An 18,205-nucleotide genomic window follows, 5' to 3' on the forward strand; every position below is an offset into this window, starting at 1 on the left:
AAAGTGAACAAAGTTGTTGCATACGGAGAAAAGGATGTGGTATATTACTTTCTGTACTTAATGACCAAAACGTTCAAATAGTCATTTTGGGAGTGAGATCATGAGTGTTGATAGGAGACAAATGATTTTAGACGGGGCTACGAAGGCATTTACTCAATTTGGGTATAAAGCCACCACAATGGACCTTGTGGCGAAGCTTGCCAACGTCGGAAAAGGAACCATTTATACCTTTTTCAAAAACAAAGAAGAGCTGTTCGATGAAATTTTCACATCCCTTTTAATAGAGATGAGGAAAATTGCAGATGAAGCAATGGATGAGGAGAAAAGTTTCTCTGAAAACCTTCATTTAACACTCTTTGCAATATTGGAATTTCGAAAAAACCACCAGCTCACAATCAAAATCTTTCAGGAAAATGCGGAGCTTGGCACATCAGCGGTCAAGGAAATGATTGAAAAGATGGAGCAAATGATCATTCGCTATGTTAAAACGAAAGTAAAAGAAGCGATTGATAAAGGCGATATTAAGCCATGTGATCCTGAATTGACTGCATTTGTGATGGTGAAACTATATATTGCACTTATTTTTGATTGGGAAAAGCGATACGAGCCTTTAACAAAAGAAGAGGTGGCCGAGTCGCTGGAGCTTTATGTACTCAAAGGACTTTTAGCCGCAACATAATTTTTTTTAAGTTCAAATGACCAAATTCTAAATTTAGTCATTCATCTATGGGAGGAAAACAGCAATGAATTTAATTCGGAATCAATGGAAAGACATTGTGACGAGCAAAAAACTACTGATCCCGATTTTCGCTGTGTTATTTATTCCGCTGATTTACAGCGGCGTATTTTTAAAAGCATACTGGGATCCATATGGTACAGTCGATCAATTGCCTGTAGCGGTTGTCAACTTGGATGAAGGCAGTCATTATGACGGGAAAACACTGCATGTCGGCGATGATTTAGTGAAGGAATTAAAGAAAAACGATAATTTCAAATGGAATTTTGTCGATAGTGAAGAAAAGGCAGTGAAGGGATTAAATAACGAGGATTATTATCTCGTCGTGGAAATACCAAAGGATTTCTCGAAAAATGCAAGTACAGTCCTTGATAAACATCCAAAAAAATCGAATCTGAAATATTATACGAATCCAGGTGCCAACTATGCGGCGTCACAAATTGCGAATAATGCCATTATCAAATTAAAAGATTCGGTTTCAAAGGAAGTCACGAAAAATTACGCAGAGGTTATTTTTGATAACTTCAAAACGATTGCAAAAGGCTTAGATCAAGCAAGCGATGGTGCGAAGAAAATTGATGACGGAACAAAAAGTGCAAAAGATGGCAGTAACAAGTTAAAAGACAATTTAGCAAAATTGGCTGAAGGAACGTTAACCTATAGCGAAGGTGTTCATCAGTTTGCTGGTAAAATGGGTGAACTGAACACAGGGATACAATCTCTTGACAGCGGACTTGGCCAGCTCTTAACAGGCTATCAAACCATCGATCAGAAATTTGGAGAGCTTGGTACAGGAATTGATACATTGACTGAAGGGTTAAACACAAGCCGGGAAGGCCATCAGCAGCTCGCTTCTAAAATGCCGCAATTCACAGCAGGCATTGAGCAGCTAAACAACAAAGCACAATCCTTTTCAGAAAAAATTGAAGCAGTAGAAAAAGTCTTGTCATCACCAGAATTAGCGAATCTTGAAAAGATGGCGCCTAAACTCGATCAGGTGAAAAAAGACGCAAAGACGTTTAGTACAAAACTTGCTTCATTAAAAGAAGCGTTATCGAATCGAGATGCTAAAGTAAAAAGCATCATCCAAAACAGCTCAATGACAGATGAAGAGAAAAAGGCGGCAATGGATCAGCTTGACAGTCTGCCTAAAATCGAACTGCCTGATCTGTCTGGACTTGAACAAAGCTTAGCGGCCTTGCAGGAACTGCCTGATGCAAGTGAGGTTCAATCTGCGGTTGCTTCTGCAAAAGCTCAGCTGCAGCAAGTCAAACAGCTGCCAAAGAAAACAGAACAGCTCTACACATCTACAGTCGCGATACAAAATGCGATTGATCAAATGACATCTGGTACGAATAAATTGTATCAAGGTGCACTGAAGCTTCAAACAGGTCAAGGCCAATTACAAGATGGTCTGCAAACAGCAAATGGAAAGCTTGAAACAGCGAAAAGCGGTGCGGATAAGCTTGCAAATGGTTCAAGCCAGCTGAGCGCAGCGTTAAATAAGCTGGAAAGTGGTTCAACGAATATCCAAAGCAACACATCTAAGCTTGCTGAAGGCTCAAAATCACTCGATAAAGGATTGGGAGATTTAAAGAGCGGAACAGGTAAGCTGTCCGATAAATTAAAAAGCGCCGCTGATGAAACAGGAGAAATTGATGCGGGTCAAGACAATTACAATATGATTGCGAGTCCCGTGAAAACAGAAAATGATACAGCGAAAAAGATTGATAACTATGGTACAGGACTCACACCTTATATTTTATCGATGGGACTCTTTGTAGGGGCTCTCATGCTTACCGTTGTCTTCCCAATGAAAGACCCTGCTGGACGCCCTAGAAATGCGTTTGAATGGTTTTTCAGCAAATATAGTGTGCTCTTTTTTGTTGGTATCCTGCAAGCAGTTATTGCAAGCTCCTTGCTCATCTTTGGGCTTGGTCTTGAGGTGGAAAGCCTCTGGCGCTTCTATCTCTTTGCGATTATCGTCAGTCTGACATTCTTAGCGATCATTCAGCTGCTGGCGACAACAATGGGGAACCCAGGACGCTTCATTGCTGTTATTATCTTGGTTCTTCAGCTCGCAGCAAGTGCTGGTACATTCCCGCTTGAGCTTGTGCCGAAATTCTTCCAAGTCATTCACAGTCTGCTTCCAATGACGTATACAATCAACGGATTTAGAACGATCATTGCAAGCGGTGATGACAGCTATTTATGGCACCAAGCAGCGATCCTTGGAACAGTTGCGATCATCATGATGGCGGCAACAACAGCATACTTTGCTTGGAACGTAAGAAAAATGAAACAGGACGAAGCTTAATCCATGAATCCTTTCTCTTTAATAGAGGAAGGATTTTTCATTTGAAATTAGACATCTCGAACCTGAAGCGATATATTTTAAGAAGAGATGCTGAAAAAGGCATACATGGAAGGAATTGCTTTCAGACAAAGGAGGAAATGCCGAATGACTACTGAAGTAAATGAAACCATTCAGCTGATTCAAAAGCTTGTATCAATCCCAAGTCCATCAGGAAATACAGAAAAAGTGATTGGCTTTGTTGAACGTTTTTTACAAGATTTGAACATTGAGACAAAACGAAATCGAAAAGGCGGATTAATTGCCACCATTAAAGGAACAGATGACAAAGAACATCGCATGCTGACAGCGCATGTCGATACGCTCGGTGCGATGGTTAAGGAAATTAAATCAAATGGACGGCTTCGTCTAGCACTTATTGGAGGCTTTCAGTATAACTCAATTGAAGGCGAATATTGTGAAATTGAAACAGCATCAGGCCATACATACACAGGGACCATTCTTATGCATCAAACATCCGTGCACGTCTATGCGGATGCTGGAAAAGCGAAACGAAACCAAGAAAATATGGAGATTCGTCTCGATGAAAAGGTGAAAGATGCAGACGATGTCAAAGCACTTGGCATTCAAGTAGGGGACTTTATCTCATTTGATCCGAGAGTGGAAGTGACGTCTTCAGGTTTTATTAAATCAAGACATCTGGATGATAAGGCAAGTGTGGCGCTACTTTTGCGGCTCATCCACAGAATTCAAAACGAAAATATCACATTGCCGCATACGACGCACTTCTTAATTTCCAATAATGAAGAAATTGGCTACGGCGGAAACTCGAATATTCCAGAAGAAACGGTGGAATATCTAGCTGTTGATATGGGCGCGATCGGTGACGGTCAATCAACAGATGAATACAGTGTATCGATTTGTGTAAAAGATTCGAGCGGCCCTTATCACTATGGATTACGCAAGCATTTAGCTGCATTAGCAGAAGAGCACAACATTGATTACCGCCTTGATATTTACCCTTATTACGGCTCTGATGCATCAGCAGCCATTAGAGCAGGGCATGATATCATTCATGGACTGATTGGTCCTGGTATAGATTCCTCGCATGCCTTTGAAAGAACACATGAAGATTCACTTGTCCATACAGCGGATCTTCTTTATCACTATGTTCAATCACCATTAATCACAGCATAAAAAAAGAACCCCGTAAGCTGGGGTTCTTTTTCATTAGCTTGAAAGCTGTGTTGGCTCAGGTACATCTTGTCCTGTCATCACGCGATGTCCTTTTTCAGGGTCATACTGCCCTTCCCATTTAGACATCACAACAGCTGCAAGTGCATTTCCTGTTAAGTTCACAACAGTCCGTGCCATATCCATGATACGGTCCACACCTGCAATAAATGCAAGACCTTCAGCAGGTACACCGATCGTTCCTAATGTCGCGAGTAATACAACAAATGAAGTACCAGGAACGGCAGCCATTCCTTTCGATGTTACCATCAGTACAAGAACAAGTGTAAGCTGCTGGACGATCGTGAGGTCAATGCCATATACCTGTGCAAGGAAAAGCGCAGCAATGGCTTGATACAAGACGGAGCCGTCCAGATTAAACGTATAACCGATTGGAATAACGAACGAAACAATTCCTTTTGGACATCCGATGCGCTCCATTTTATCCATAACTCTTGGTAAAACTGTTTCAGAGCTGGATGTACTAAAGGCAAGAAGCATTTCGTCTTTCATGTAAGCAAGAAATCTGAAAATATTGACGCCAATCATCTTTCCGATAATTCCGAATACAACGATAAGGAAAAGAGCGAGCGCAAAATAAACAAGACCTACAAGCTTACCTAATGAAATAAGAGATTCAAGACCAAATTTTGATACGGTCACACCAATGAGTGCGAATACACCAAATGGTGCAGCTTTCATCACAATATTAACGACATGGAACATGGCATGTGATACACCCTCGAAGAAGGCGAGCACAGGTTTACCGCGTTCACCAATCGCTGAAACGCCAAGTGCAAATAGCACAGTGAAGAAAATAATCGCAAGCAAATCACCTTCCGCCAATGATTGGAAGAAGTTCGTTGGAACGATATGAAGGAACGTATCAGCAACTGATTTGCTGCTTTGCTCTTTTTCCGTTTCAACATACTGGCTAATATCTTGTTTTTCCGCATGTCCAAAGTCAACGCCTGCACCAGGCTGTACAAAGTTTGCTAGGACAAGGCCAAGGATAATCGCAAATGTTGTGATAATTTCAAAATAAAGAATGGTTCTAAAACCTAGTTTCCCTACTTTTTTACCATCACCCGCACCTGCAACACCTAAAATTAAGCTGGATACGACAATTGGGATGACAATCATCTTGATGAGCCTCAAGAAGAAGTCTCCAATTGGTTTTAAGTATGTCTCGACACCTGGGTTACCGAAAAAGATTGCCCCAACAACGACACCGAGAATAAGACCGATTAGGATTTGAGTAGCCAATCCAAATTTTAATTTTTTCATAGATTTCCTCCCTAACATATTCATTAAAGGAATATTCCCATCATATTAAGTTTTAATATATGAATTAAAGTATAACTAAAATTAAAGAGGTTCGTCCACGATAAAATTATATTAAGAAAATACAAAATTGTTAGAAAAAATAGACATTTAGGACCTCCTTCATTGTTTTTAGTCAATAAAAAGTGTCTTCAGAACTAAAACTCATCATATAAAAATACTAAAAACCCCTTTTGTGACAAGGGTTTTACCTTTTTACCTATTTTTCAGAAAAAATAAAAAGCACTTTTGACTCCAACTGACGGAGGAGGGAAAAAGTGCTTTTTTATTCAATTTATTTCCTTATTTAAGATAACTTACTTGTGAGCATTCCTCACATTCATTACCGTAACACTCGTGCTGTTCCATTAAATCATTTCCACATTTTGTGCATTTCTTTGAGGGCAAATTTCTAAAAAACTCTGTGATTTTTCCTAGCATTTGTCATCCTCCAATACGTTTTGTTGCTATCATTGTATTATAACAGATTAATAATTGTCAATCTGTTTTGTAACAATAGGCAAGAAGAATGCTTTTTTCGTGAAAAATGGGTATATTGTAAGAAGGGGATTTTTAGAAAAGGAGGGAAAAATGACGATGAAATTAACCGTAATTGGATGCTATGGAGGGTTTCCGGCAGCAGGTGAAGCGACATCAGGCTACCTTTTTGAATCAAACGGTTTTCGTCTTCTTGTAGACTGCGGAAGCGGTGTTCTTTCAAAGCTTCAGCAATACATTGATATAGAAGAACTAGATGCTGTTCTCCTTTCTCATTATCACCACGATCATATTGCAGATATCGGACCACTCCAATATGCGAAGCTAGTGGGATATCATTTAGGAAAAAGCAGCGGCCCGCTTCCAATCTATGGACATACTGGTGATCAAGAAGCGTTTGGACGGCTTTCTGATGATGTACATACAAAGGCAAAGCCTTATCAGCCAGAAGAAGGGATTCAACTTGGACCATTTCAAATTGATTTTTTGAAAACGGTTCATCCAGCAGAATGCTATGCTATGAGAATTCAGGCAGAGGATGCTGTGGTCGTGTATACAGCAGACTCAAGCTATCAGGAGGCATTTATTCCATTTAGCAAGGGGGCAGATCTGCTCATAGCCGAAAGCAATTTTTATGCTGGACAGGATGGATCAGGTGCTGGACATATGAACAGTACAGAGGTAGGGAAGATTGCAAAGGAAGCAAATGTTGGGGAACTCATCATCACCCATCTGCCTCATTTTGGCCGTCATAAAGACCTAGTCAATGAAGCACAGGCGTTATATACTGGCAATATACAGCTTGCCCATTCAGGGCTTAGATGGAACAAGGAAGGAAGATAGAGATGCTGTTTATCGATAACGAACAACATTATGATCCAATGATTAACTTGGCAATTGAAGAATATTGCTTAAAATATTTAGATCCAGAAGAAACGTATTTGCTGTTTTACATCAATCAGCCGTCAATCATTATTGGAAAGAACCAAAATACAATAGAAGAAATCAACACGAAGTACGTGGAAGACAACGGAATCAAAGTCGTGCGCCGCTTATCCGGCGGTGGTGCAGTTTACCATGACAAAGGAAACTTAAACTTCAGCTTTATTACCAAAGATGATGGGGACAGCTTCCATAACTTCAAAAAGTTCACAGAACCAGTCATCAAAGCGCTTGAAAAGCTAGGTGTTAAAGCTGAATTGAGCGGCAGAAATGACATCATGGCAGATGGACGTAAAATTTCTGGAAATGCTCAGTTCGCAACAAGAGGACGTATTTTCAGCCATGGCACGCTGCTATTTGATTCAGAAATTGAACATGTCGTTTCGGCTTTAAATGTGAAAAAAGAAAAGATAGAATCAAAAGGCATCAAATCGATTAGAAGCAGGGTTGCCAATATCAGTGAACTGATGGATCAAAAAATGACAACAGAAGAGTTTAGAAAAATTCTTTTAAGCTACATTTTTGATACAAATGGGGACGTGCCTCAATATCGCCTGACCGAAAAGGATTGGGAAAAGATTCACGAAATTTCCCGAGATCGCTATCAAAAATGGGAATGGAACTATGGCCGTTCACCGAAATTTAATTTACAGCATTCTAAGAGATTCTCTGCAGGCTCCATTGACTTGCGATTAGAAGTGAAAAAAGGGATGATCCAGGATTGCAAAATCTTTGGTGATTTCTTTGGCGTAGGGGATATTGCCGATATTGAGAAGCGGCTCATTGGACAGCAATATGATCGTAAAACGATCAGTGACGTCTTAGAAGATATGGATATGCGCCACTATTTCGGCAATGTATCAAAAGAGGATTTTCTTGATTTGATTTATTAATTGCGTGAAAGCACGGCTAGAGATAGCGGTGCTTTTTTGATTGAAGGAAATGAAAGCGATTTACATTTGATCTTGTGGATTTTTTCGATTGTCTATTATAATAGAAAGGAGGAATGTTCGGCCATAAAATGAATGGTCATTCATTCATTGATGACATGTAAGGGGTGGGAGAATGGATTTGATCAAAAATCTTCAGCAGACGGCGATGACGAAGGGAGAAAATATCGCACTGATCTATGAAGGAAAGAAGTGGACCTATCGAGAGCTGATGACAAGTATCGAGCGTTTTGCAGATGGATTAGTCAACGAAGGGTTTCAAGCTGGGGATCATATCGCGCTTATTTTAGGAAATTCACCGCATTTTGTCATTTCTTTTTTTGGCGCATTAAAGGCAGGACTTGTCGTAGTACCTATTAACCCAACATACACACCTAGTGAAATTGGGTATATGCTCATCACAGGCGATGTAAAAGGTATTGTGGCGCCTGAACAGCTTCTGCCAGTGTACGAGCAGGTGTATGAGCAGCTTCCGTCCATTGAAAAAGTCATTATTTGTGCAGAAAATGAATCGGCGTGCAGATCAAGCTTCAAGGAAGTATCTGATCGGCTTGTTTTCTTTGGAAAGCTTGTGTCAGGTGCTGCGAATGAGAATGTACATCCTTCCATTCAGCCAGATGATACCGCTGTTATTTTATTTACATCTGGCACGACAGGAAAACCAAAAGGTGCAATGCTGACTCATTTCAACCTTTATTCAAATGCCAGAGATGTCGCTGAGTATTTATCGATTGATAAAAAGGACAAGGTCATTGCCGCTTTGCCAATGTTCCATGTATTTTGTTTAACAGTCTGTATGAATGCGCCGTTGATTCATGGTGCGACGATTTATGTCTTGCCGCACTTCAGCCCATCAGAGCTTTTGCGCATGATGGAAAAAGAGAAGCCAACGCTATTTGTTGGTGTGCCCACCATGTATAACTATTTGTACCGCCAGGAGGGGCATGATAAAGCGATGGCATCTGTGAGGATCTGTATATCAGGCGGTGCCTCCATGCCTGTTGCCTTACTTCATGGCTTTGAGAAAAAGTTCGGTGTTACGGTCCTTGAGGGTTATGGATTATCAGAGGCATCACCAGTGACTGCATTTAATCCGCTTGACGGAAAAAGAAAACCAGGTTCTGTCGGGACTGACATTATGAATGTGAAGAATAAAATAGTGAATGAACTAGGAGAAGAAGTCGGTCCAAATGAAGTCGGAGAGCTGATAGCAAAAGGGCCAAACATCATGAAAGGCTATTATCAAATGCCAGAAGATACGGAAGCTGCACTAAGAGACGGCTGGCTGTATACTGGCGATTTGGCAAGAAGAGATGAAGAAGGATATATTTATATTGTCGACCGGAAAAAGGATATGATTCTTGTTGGCGGTTATAATGTGTATCCAAGAGAAGTAGAAGAAGTACTTTATCAACATGAAGCTGTAGCAGAAGCCGTTGTCATCGGTGTGCCAGACCCAAACACAGGAGAGGCAGTCGTCTGTTACATTTCCCCTAAGAAACATGCTCACATCAATCAAGAAGACATCATTACACATTGTTCACGCTATTTAGCGAAATATAAGCAGCCCCAAACGATCCATTTCATAGATGATATTCCTAAAAATACAACAGGTAAAATTTTAAGAAGAGCGTTAAAGGAAAAGTATCAAGCAGAAGAAAGTAAATAAAAAAAGGGAGTCTCTGATGAGGAGGCTCCCTTAGCATGTAGACAAATCTTCGCATCTCACGCCGAAAGAAGACAAAGGGCTAAAAAGATCATTTTAGCTCTTTTGAATGGCTTCTTTTAACTGTTTCTGAAAAGATTTCGACTGTTTTTGATTGAGTTCATAAAACGTTCCATCAACCAAAAAAACGACTTGTGATCGGTCGGTCCAAAGCTGAAAGGTGGTGCCGTTTGTTCGTCCGAACATCACTTTGGCGATATAATCGGGCTTTTTTAAATTTTTTTTGGGATGATTACTTGTTTGTCTGCCTTTATTTAATTCTTCAATTAAATCTTCTGCTGTGTCCTTATCATCTATTTCATACGAGATGGATTCATTCGCTGGCGAGAGCAGCAATTTTTCTGCTCGATTCTCATCAAAGATTTCGCTCGTCCGGCTAAACACATAAAAGAAGGTGATGAATAATAGTCCCAAAATCACAACACCTGCAAGGATTTTCTTCATTTTGATCCTCCAACTCACTGTTATACATGTAGCTTCTCCGATTTTTGAGTCGCATAATCATTTTTTTCGCGAAAGCTTTTTCAGATGGGGCATGCTATGATGGAGCCACATGAGACAGGTTCTAAACGAAAAAAAGAGTGATTAGAATAGAGAGAGGAATGGAAAGGAGGCTGACCTGTGCGAGTACGTAAATGGGTAGCTCTTGCAACGGTAGCATACATATTGTACGGTCTTTTTATTTATTCATATTTGTTTCTATTGGGGGATTCATCGGTACCTGAAAGTGTAAAAGGGACAAGTGCAGATCCGCATACTTTTATGACAAGTCATGAGCTTGCGATCAGCGAAAATTTCTCGAACATACGGAACCTGATGTATTTCATAACCATCCCATTAGATTGGTATGTCTTTTTCCTTGTGCTCATTTCAGGGTTTTCACGGAAAATAGCAGACTGGAGCCTGGCAGCAGCTCGTTTCACGTTTTTAAGCAAACTTGTGTACGTGTTTGTGCTGTCGCTTCTAACAATGCTCATTTCATTCCCAATTAAGTGGATTGGCTATCAGCTGTCTTTGCACTACGGAGTATCTGCACAAAGTACGGCAAGCTGGTTGAAAGATCAAACACTGGATTTTTGGATTCAATATCCGCTCCTTGCCCTTTGTGCAATTGTGTTTTTTTGGCTGATTCAAAAGAGAAGAAAACGCTGGTGGCTGTATGCGTGGTGTTTGACAGTCCCAGTTACGCTGTTTCTCTTCTTTATACAGCCGGTCGTCATTGATCCGTTATATAACAATTTTTATCCGCTAAAGGATCAAGCGCTTGAGAAGAAGATATTAACGCTTGCAGACAAAGCGCATATTCCGGCAGATCATGTGTATGAGGTCAATATGTCTGAGAAAACGAACACGATGAACGCTTATGTCACAGGAATTGGTGAAAATAAGCGTATTGTCTTATGGGACACAACACTGCAAAAGCTGAAAGACCGCGAAATTTTATTTATCATGGCGCATGAAATGGGACATTACGTCATGAAACATGTTTATATTGGATTAGCAGGATATTTAGTGCTGTCATTGGCCGGATTATTTGCGATCGATCGTCTTTATTTTTATCTTTATCAAAAAGGGGCAGCCACATTTCGTCTGAAGGTGTCACACGACATTGCTGCTCTTCCGCTTCTTTTAATCATCGTATCGATGCTGTCATTTGCAGCTTCACCTTTTACAAATGCAGTGTCAAGGCATCAAGAACGGGCAGCCGATGAATATGCGGTGAACATGACAAAAGACGGGGAGGCGGGCGTAACGTCTTTTCAAAAGCTTGCAAAATCAGGATTGTCCCAGGTGAATCCACCATTTCTAGTGAAGATTTTCCGTTATGGACACCCAACCATGATGGAGAGAATCATGGATATGGAAAAAGCGGCGGAAAAAGAGAAGCCGCCTAAAAAGCAGTAATAAATAAAATCCGGCTAGATCAGCCGGATTTTTTTATCACACTTGGTTAGTTCGAAGCCGCTTGAACGTTGATTAACCCTTTTCCATAATAGAATGAGTCACCAAGCGGTGTCGCTGTATTTTCTAAGCGCTGGCGAACCTGTGAATTTGTTAGGTTCGGGTTTTTAGAAAGGATAAGCGCTGCTGCTCCTGCTACATGAGGAGACGCCATAGATGTTCCAGTATAAGAAGTGTATCCACTGCTTGGCACTGTACTTAAAATAGAAGTACCAGGTGCAGAAACATCTAATTCAGGACCTGCGCTAGAAGATGAGTTTCTGACATTGTTACTGTTTACATTGGCAACAGCAATTGTAGAATCGTATTTTGCTGGATAGCCAACTGTACTGCTAGAGCCGCTAGAGCCAGAATTACCTGCGGCTGCCACAACAACGACTCCACGGTTATTCGCTGTATCGACGGCATTTTTAAGCGCAGTTGAACCGCTTGGTCCGCCTAAGCTCATATTGATGACATCCATGTTATTGGCAACAGCCCATTCAATACCGCTAATAATCCAGCTGTATTGTCCGTCGCCATAACGGTCTAATACTTTTACAGCATATAGGGAAGCGCTTGGAGCGACCCCGAGTACACCAATTGTGTTATCAAGGGCAGCAATGGTTCCAGCTACGTGAGTTCCGTGTGATTGAAAGTCTTGGGTGGCATTTGGCTCTGAAGGGACGAAGCTCGCACCGCCTGCAACATTTAAGTCAGGGTGTGCAGCGTGGATTCCAGTATCAAGGACAGCTACTTTGACATTAGCACCTTTATAACCTTGAGCGTGTACAGCTGGAGCTTTGATTTGAGGGATTCCATAAGGGACGGTTTGTGCATATGCTTCTGCTTTATGGTCTTCTTCTACGTAAGCAATGCTAGGGTCATGTTCAAGTTTTTTGGCGGCTTGTTCGGACATTTTCACTTGTGCAGCATTAATGAGGCGGTATTGTTTTTCTAGTTTTCCACCATTTTGAATGACAGCTTGTTTTTTAGAGCTGTTTGTGGTGGCAGAGGCTTTAAAACCAACAATATAGCTTTTTTCACTATCTGTCTTGGAGACCGTCTCGGCATTTGCCATGGAGCCTCCAAACCCTGCTGAAAACAGAAGAGGGACAGCCAATAAAACACTTGTCATCACATTTTTCTTTTTCACGCACATTCCACATCCCTTTTTTCTTATTTCAGAATAATCATCCGTAGTCTAATAGAATGATCCGTTTGATTATTCTGTATATTCAGTTTAAGGGAAGTAGGCAAATAAGAGTAGACCCGAATTTTTGTGAAAGTCCTAGCGAAAATTGGGGAATTAAGTCACTTGGAACTGGTGGTAAAATATGTTTATTCTATCATTTCAGCGATGATCTATTAAAAAGGGAGTATGCTTTTTTTCTCATGATCCATTTCTAGTTAAATATTCGATACCCGAAAAGCCATAAAATAGGTAGAATCGTCTAGCATCTATTTCGAATTTCGATATAAAAAAATATTATTTTATCATTGTTTTTGTCATAAAAAAGAACCTGCTAAGATAACAGGCTCTTTAAGAAGGGGTAGATTGAGTTAAATGGCTGACCACATTATAATCACGAACCTTCCATTTACCATCTGACCATTCCACATAATTTAAGCAAGCATTGACAAGTCTCGTGTTCTGTAGACCCATATGTTCATCAGCCAAAGTGGTGAGTAAAGCATGGATAGCAGCACCGTGAGCCACGATCAACACATGTTGATCTGGATAGGCTGCTCTGACTTTCTCAATTCCTTCTAACATTCGGTTTTGAATCGTCTCTAGTGGTTCCATATTTGGATACTGTTTATCTGGAAACAGCTTTTGACGTTCCTCAAACGACATGCCTTCAGCGTCACCGTAATCTCGTTCAATGAAATCATCCATGATGACAAGTGGGGCATGGACATGATTTAAAATCAAGTGTGCCGTTTCTTTTGCCCTTATGAGTGGACTGGAAATGACAACATCCCAATGGACATCCTTTAAGTAAAGTCCAGTTTGTTCAGCCTGCCATTTACCTGTGTCGTTTAAAGGGATATCTGTTCGTCCTTGAATTCGTTTCGCTGCATTCCAATCTGTTTCCCCGTGTCTGACTAGGCAAATTGTTGTCAATCAAATCCCGCCTTTTCTATCTTTTCTTCTATTATACTAAAGCAGAAGAAAAAAGGCTGTATTAGCGATTTGTCAGGCTAGTTAAGGATTCGACGGAGCTTGCGACTTGAGACACTGTTTGTTTGACTTCCTTCAATTCGTTAAGGAAGGTCTGAAGATCAATTTCAATTTTTCCGTTTTGGTTTTTGCTTAAGTTCATGCTGCTGACGATATCATCAAAGAGTGAATTGATTTGTGTCATTTTTTCTTTACTGTCTGTCACAAGTAAATTCACGTCCGCAATATGCTGAGACACTATGGCGATTTGTGAATTGGTATTGTTAACGAGTTCAGATACAGTTGAAACCGTTTTCTTTGTGTCCTCTGATAATTTGCGCACCTCGTTTGCAACGACAGCAAAGCCTTTTCCATGTTCACCTGCTCGTGCAGATTCGATTGAGGCATTTAAGGATAACAAGTTCGTCTGCTCTGCAATGCCTGTGACAATCCCAAAGATTTGTTCAATTTGTTTAGCGATTTCTTCAAGGCGCTTAATTTCTGTTTCAATCTTTGTCATACTGCCATCAATTTGATTCATTTGTGTTTGCTGAATTTCTAATTCTTTTTTACCGCCGATTGATTTTTCTTCGACCTGTGCTGAAATTTGTGTTCCAGCTTGTGACATGTCCGCCATCTCATCCGATTTTGAGACAAGCTTGTCAACTGCACTTGTTGTGTTTGAGAAGAGCGAAGCAAGCGAATTTGACGTTTCCGTGATTTTTGTATGAAGCTCCTGCTGCTGCTCTTCTGCTTCATCACGAATTTTAGAATATTCGTTTTGGAATGTATCTAGGACAAGCTGCTGCTCTAAATTTAAAATTTTCGTTGTCGCTTTGACTGCTGTCTGATATTCTTTGAAATCTTGGATATGGTTAGCGAATAAATCCATAATTGATAGCAGAAGGTCTTGGAATGCGGCCATGTACCATTTAGGCTGGAGTCCAATCCGTAAATGAACTTGCGCAATTTTAATGCGTTTTGCTACATAGGTTTCGTCAATCACACCTGCAAACATTTCGCTAATATGAATGCGGAGTGTTTTTTTCAAACGGTCGACAGAACTATTGTCTTGAATGATATGCATCAAGGAAGACTCGACTTCTAAATTTTTATAAAATTTATCAACGATATGTGCAATATCATCCTGAACAATTGAATTGAGTTGCTTTAATATCAATAGGTCATGCTGCGTCAGGTCGATCATTTTGATTTGTTTAGCAATGTCCGTATTGTTCGAGAAATTGATTCGTTTTATCCCATCATCCTGCTCTGTGAAAAAAGCAGTGTTTTTTCTTTTCGATTCTTTTTTAAATAACAATGTGTTTGTCCCCCCATAATCATCACAAATATCAGACTTTATGTTTTTTATCGGATAATTTTGGATTTTTTAAAGGGGAACGAGTGAAATTTTACTGTTCTGCATATGACCTTTTTAGTGGTTTTTTAGCAGGGCCTTCTACTACTTCTCCAGTAATAGAAAAACGTGAACCGTGACACGGGCAATCCCAAGTGCGGTCACTATTATTCCAAGCGACTTCGCAGCCTAGGTGAGTACACGTGGTATCGACAAGAAAAACATTCCCATCCTCTGATTTATAGGCGCCGCACTTTTTATGTTCATACGAGATAATGCCGCCCTCGCCTGGTTGTAAATCATCGATTGTTTGATCAGTTTGTTTGAATTTACCACTGATCAGCTTGGCAGCGACATTGGTATTTTCTTTTACGAAATCTTTTACGAAAGAGTTAGTAACAGGTCTTGATGGCGTAAAAATTGATTCGTATGGATTCGATTTTCCTTCAATTAAATCACCGATAAGAGTAGCAGCCACGTGGCTTGTGGTCATGCCCCATTTTCTAAAGCCAGTCGCTACAAAGATATTCTGGTGGTGTTTGGTCAGGCGGCCAATGTAAGGGAATTGATCCATTGTGACCATATCGTGTGTCGACCAGCGATACAGCACTTCTTCAATTCCAAGGGTGGCGTCTCCAAACGTTTCTAGTCCTTCATAGTGAGCGGATTCATCTCCGCCTTGTCCTGTTTTATGACCTTCTCCTCCGATGAGGACAACTTCCTCGCCGTGCCATTCTGCCGTTCTTAAAGAGTGAGCAGGCTGATCAATTCCGAGGTACATCCCGTCTGGGAGAGGTTTTGTCGTTTTGGCTGCTACAACATAGGATTGTTCTGGATGAATTCGGGTGAAGTAAAGTCCTTTCCCATCATAAAAAGGAAAGTGTGAGCATGAAATGATGTAGCGCCCTGTCAGATGATGTCCGTTTTTTGTGACGACAGCAGGCCTGTTTCCTTCTTTTACATCAACAGCGGTTGTTTGTTCAAAGATACGTACACCTCGCTTGAGGAGCTTGTCAATTAGCGCATTGAGATAATGAAGGGGATGAAACTGTGCCTGCTTCGTCATTCCAAGGGCTGCTTTGATGTCAGCGTCAAAAGGAAGCGTTGTTTTCCATTCCCGGTCAATACCAAGCTGTTTGTAGGCATCTAATTCCTTCTTTAACTTTTTTACTCCGCTTTCTTCCTTTGTATAAAGGTACGCATCTTTTATCTCTAGCTGACAATTGATGTCGTACTCTTTGATACGAGCTTGGATGAGGTCTTTTGCTTTCTCGTTTGCTTCTACATACAAACGTGCTTTTGGCATGCCAATCTGCTGTATCAGCTCATGATAGTACACATCATGCTGTGAAGTGATTTTAGCCGTTGTGTGTCCGGTCGTGCCTTGCAGCAATTGATCGGCATCAATGATGATCACATCTAATCCTCGCTCTGTCATTTCAAACGCCGCAGCGATACCGGTAATACCGCCGCCGACAATGATCACTTCTGCTGTGAGATCTTCACTGACAGCGGGAAAAGAATGTTTCCGGCTGTCCGCCAGCCATAACGATTTTGCCTCTTCCATTCCTTTATGTTCTTGTTCCATGTTGTCGCCTCCACTTGACTTGTTGTGTATAATTTTTCCACAATGATGAAAATCATACATCTGTAATGAAACAAGGGCGTCATACATAAAAAAGGAGCCAGCACATAAAAATAAACAAGATAAAAGGAAGGAGTGGACTAACGTGTCAACAAAGCAGCCGAAGAAAACATTGCCGCCTCAGCACCAAAATGAACGTCCTGGTCTTGAATATAAAATGAACCCTAGACCTGTCTTTGATCGTGAGGTGCAGGACAAAAAGTTAGCAGGAAAAACAGCCATTGTGACAGGTGGAGACAGCGGGATCGGTAGAGCAGTCTCTGTCTTATTTGCGAAGGAAGGTGCCAATGTCGCCATTGTATACTTAAGTGAACATCGCGATGCCGAAGAGACGAAGGACTATATTGAGAAAGCGGGAGGCCGTGTCATCTTAATTGCAGGTGATTTAGGGGATGAGGCTTTTTCAAATGAGGTCGTCAAAAAAACAAAAGATGCGTTTGGTTCCATTGATATTTTGGTGAATAACGCCGGGGAACAGCATCCGCAAAAAAGCATTGAGCAAATTACCTCACATCAGCTTCTTCGGACGTTTCAAACGAATATTTTTGCCATGTTTTATTTAACAAAGGCTGTTCTTCCTCATTTAAAAAAAGGAAGCAGTATTATTAATACAGCATCTGTCACCGCCTATAAAGGGCATGAAACATTGATCGATTATTCATCTACAAAAGGGGCGGTCGTGACATTTACGAGATCATTATCCTTATCGCTCATTAAACAAGGGATTAGAGTGAATGGGGTAGCACCGGGTCCTATTTGGACACCGCTGATTCCATCAACCTTTACGGAAAAAGAAGTCTCTGAATTTGGCGGGGATGTCCCAATGGAGCGTCCTGGTGAGCCAGTAGAGCTTGCACCGAGTTATTTGTTTTTAGCAAGTGAAGACTCATCTTATATGAATGGACAAATGCTCCATGTGAATGGTGGAACCATTTTAAATGGATAAACAAAAAACTTGCGGTAAAGAGACAAGTTGCTGTCTCTCTGCCGCAAGTAAAATCATCATGATTGATGTAAGCAGTGTTCTGCATATTGAGCTGACAAGTCATTGAATCGCTTTTCATCACGCTGATCCAGAGCCTTATCAATCTCTTCTCTTAGGAAGGTTAAGCGCTGTTTATAAAGCGCCTCATCTAAAACCATTTGAATATAGATGTCTAAAATGGTGACGCCGTTTTCTTCGGTTTTTTGGGTGTTGCGGGACTTCATGAGCTCAGCATACGTTTTTTTCTCTTTCATAAAGAATCCCCCCGATGCCTTTTTTATAGTATATGGATTGGCGGAGAAAAAATCAACAAGAATTTATAATTTTTAGACAATTTATTTTTGAGCAGAATCGACATCACTTGTCCAATCGACATAATGTGATATATCTT

16 protein-coding genes and 1 pseudogene are annotated in these 18,205 nt (G+C 40.8%); 8 read left to right on the top strand and 9 right to left on the bottom strand.

What is annotated here, in order from left to right; translation table 11 throughout:
- Positions 1-100 precede the first annotated feature (100 nt).
- The 3 genes from QSJ46_RS15595 to QSJ46_RS15605 all read left to right on the top strand — a co-directional run bounded on the left by QSJ46_RS15595 (position 101) and on the right by QSJ46_RS15605 (position 4,247).
- Positions 101-679, top strand: coding sequence for a TetR/AcrR family transcriptional regulator (locus QSJ46_RS15595; RefSeq protein WP_285604969.1), 579 nt, complete (start codon positions 101-103; stop codon positions 677-679).
- A gap of 64 nt (positions 680-743) precedes the next feature.
- Entirely contained in the window at positions 744-3,053 is a 2,310-nt protein-coding gene (locus QSJ46_RS15600; protein ID WP_047202366.1) for a YhgE/Pip domain-containing protein, read from the top strand.
- 144 nt (positions 3,054-3,197) lie between these two features.
- Positions 3,198-4,247: a M42 family metallopeptidase gene (locus tag QSJ46_RS15605; protein WP_047202365.1), complete on the top strand. Its 1,050-nt coding sequence runs from the start codon at positions 3,198-3,200 to the stop codon at positions 4,245-4,247.
- Positions 4,248-4,280: 33 nt separating this feature from the next.
- On the opposite strand, the gene QSJ46_RS15610 is transcribed toward QSJ46_RS15605, so the two are convergent.
- Together QSJ46_RS15610 and yhfH are read right to left on the bottom strand one after the other, a co-directional pair.
- On the bottom strand, positions 4,281-5,570 hold the full coding sequence (locus tag QSJ46_RS15610; RefSeq protein WP_047202364.1) for a glutamate/proton symporter GltT: 1,290 nt from the start codon (positions 5,568-5,570) through the stop codon (positions 4,281-4,283).
- Between the two features lie 339 nt (positions 5,571-5,909).
- Positions 5,910-6,047, bottom strand: coding sequence for a protein YhfH (yhfH, locus tag QSJ46_RS15615; protein WP_008359029.1), 138 nt, complete (start codon positions 6,045-6,047; stop codon positions 5,910-5,912).
- A gap of 156 nt (positions 6,048-6,203) precedes the next feature.
- Here yhfH and QSJ46_RS15620 point away from each other — a divergent pair, with 156 nt between their 5' ends.
- From QSJ46_RS15620 to QSJ46_RS15630, 3 genes are all read left to right on the top strand, one after another.
- Entirely contained in the window at positions 6,204-6,947 is a 744-nt protein-coding gene (locus QSJ46_RS15620; RefSeq protein WP_047202380.1) for an MBL fold metallo-hydrolase, read from the top strand.
- 2 nt (positions 6,948-6,949) lie between these two features.
- On the top strand, positions 6,950-7,939 hold the full coding sequence (gene lplA, locus QSJ46_RS15625) for a lipoate--protein ligase (RefSeq protein WP_144490884.1): 990 nt from the start codon (positions 6,950-6,952) through the stop codon (positions 7,937-7,939).
- A gap of 172 nt (positions 7,940-8,111) precedes the next feature.
- Positions 8,112-9,665, top strand: a complete 1,554-nt coding sequence (locus QSJ46_RS15630; protein ID WP_285604970.1) for a fatty acid--CoA ligase family protein — start codon at positions 8,112-8,114, stop codon at positions 9,663-9,665.
- Positions 9,666-9,758: 93 nt separating this feature from the next.
- On the opposite strand, the gene QSJ46_RS15635 is transcribed toward QSJ46_RS15630, so the two are convergent.
- Positions 9,759-10,166 carry a YhfM domain-containing protein gene (locus QSJ46_RS15635; protein ID WP_285604971.1) on the bottom strand — a complete coding sequence of 136 codons (408 nt, stop codon included), beginning with the start codon at positions 10,164-10,166 and terminating at the stop codon, positions 9,759-9,761.
- Positions 10,167-10,343: 177 nt separating this feature from the next.
- On the opposite strand from QSJ46_RS15635, the gene QSJ46_RS15640 reads away from it, so the two are divergent.
- Entirely contained in the window at positions 10,344-11,627 is a 1,284-nt protein-coding gene (locus QSJ46_RS15640; protein ID WP_285604972.1) for a M48 family metallopeptidase, read from the top strand.
- Between the two features lie 46 nt (positions 11,628-11,673).
- Here the strand turns inward: QSJ46_RS15640 and QSJ46_RS15645 are convergent, their stop codons facing one another.
- The 5 genes and pseudogenes from QSJ46_RS15645 to QSJ46_RS15660 form a co-directional block, all read right to left on the bottom strand.
- Positions 11,674-12,819 (bottom strand): serine alkaline protease SapB, encoded by a 1,146-nt coding sequence (locus tag QSJ46_RS15645; protein WP_047202379.1) that lies wholly within the window; start codon positions 12,817-12,819, stop codon positions 11,674-11,676.
- A 387-nt stretch (positions 12,820-13,206) separates the two neighbouring features.
- Positions 13,207-13,791 (bottom strand): histidine phosphatase family protein, encoded by a 585-nt coding sequence (locus QSJ46_RS15650; RefSeq protein WP_047202360.1) that lies wholly within the window; start codon positions 13,789-13,791, stop codon positions 13,207-13,209.
- Positions 13,792-13,852: 61 nt separating this feature from the next.
- A complete protein-coding gene (locus QSJ46_RS19650; RefSeq protein WP_404841197.1) occupies positions 13,853-14,464 on the bottom strand; it encodes a methyl-accepting chemotaxis protein in 612 nt (203 codons plus the stop codon).
- 144 nt (positions 14,465-14,608) lie between these two features.
- Positions 14,609-15,148, bottom strand: a pseudogene (locus QSJ46_RS19655) (protoglobin family protein); the annotation flags it as partial.
- Between the two features lie 91 nt (positions 15,149-15,239).
- On the bottom strand, positions 15,240-16,772 hold the full coding sequence (locus tag QSJ46_RS15660; RefSeq protein ID WP_285604973.1) for an FAD-dependent oxidoreductase: 1,533 nt from the start codon (positions 16,770-16,772) through the stop codon (positions 15,240-15,242).
- Between the two features lie 142 nt (positions 16,773-16,914).
- Between QSJ46_RS15660 and QSJ46_RS15665 the strand changes: the two genes are divergently transcribed.
- The gene (locus tag QSJ46_RS15665; protein WP_024425480.1) at positions 16,915-17,775 is read left to right on the top strand and encodes an SDR family oxidoreductase; all 861 of its coding nucleotides are present in this window, start codon (positions 16,915-16,917) and stop codon (positions 17,773-17,775) included.
- Positions 17,776-17,831: 56 nt separating this feature from the next.
- On the opposite strand, the gene QSJ46_RS15670 is transcribed toward QSJ46_RS15665, so the two are convergent.
- The gene (locus tag QSJ46_RS15670; RefSeq protein ID WP_008348804.1) at positions 17,832-18,068 is read right to left on the bottom strand and encodes an IDEAL domain-containing protein; all 237 of its coding nucleotides are present in this window, start codon (positions 18,066-18,068) and stop codon (positions 17,832-17,834) included.
- Positions 18,069-18,205: the final 137 nt, after the last annotated feature.

Source organism: Bacillus sp. YKCMOAS1 (assembly GCF_030268125.1).
GTDB lineage: Bacteria > Bacillota > Bacilli > Bacillales > Bacillaceae > Bacillus > Bacillus safensis.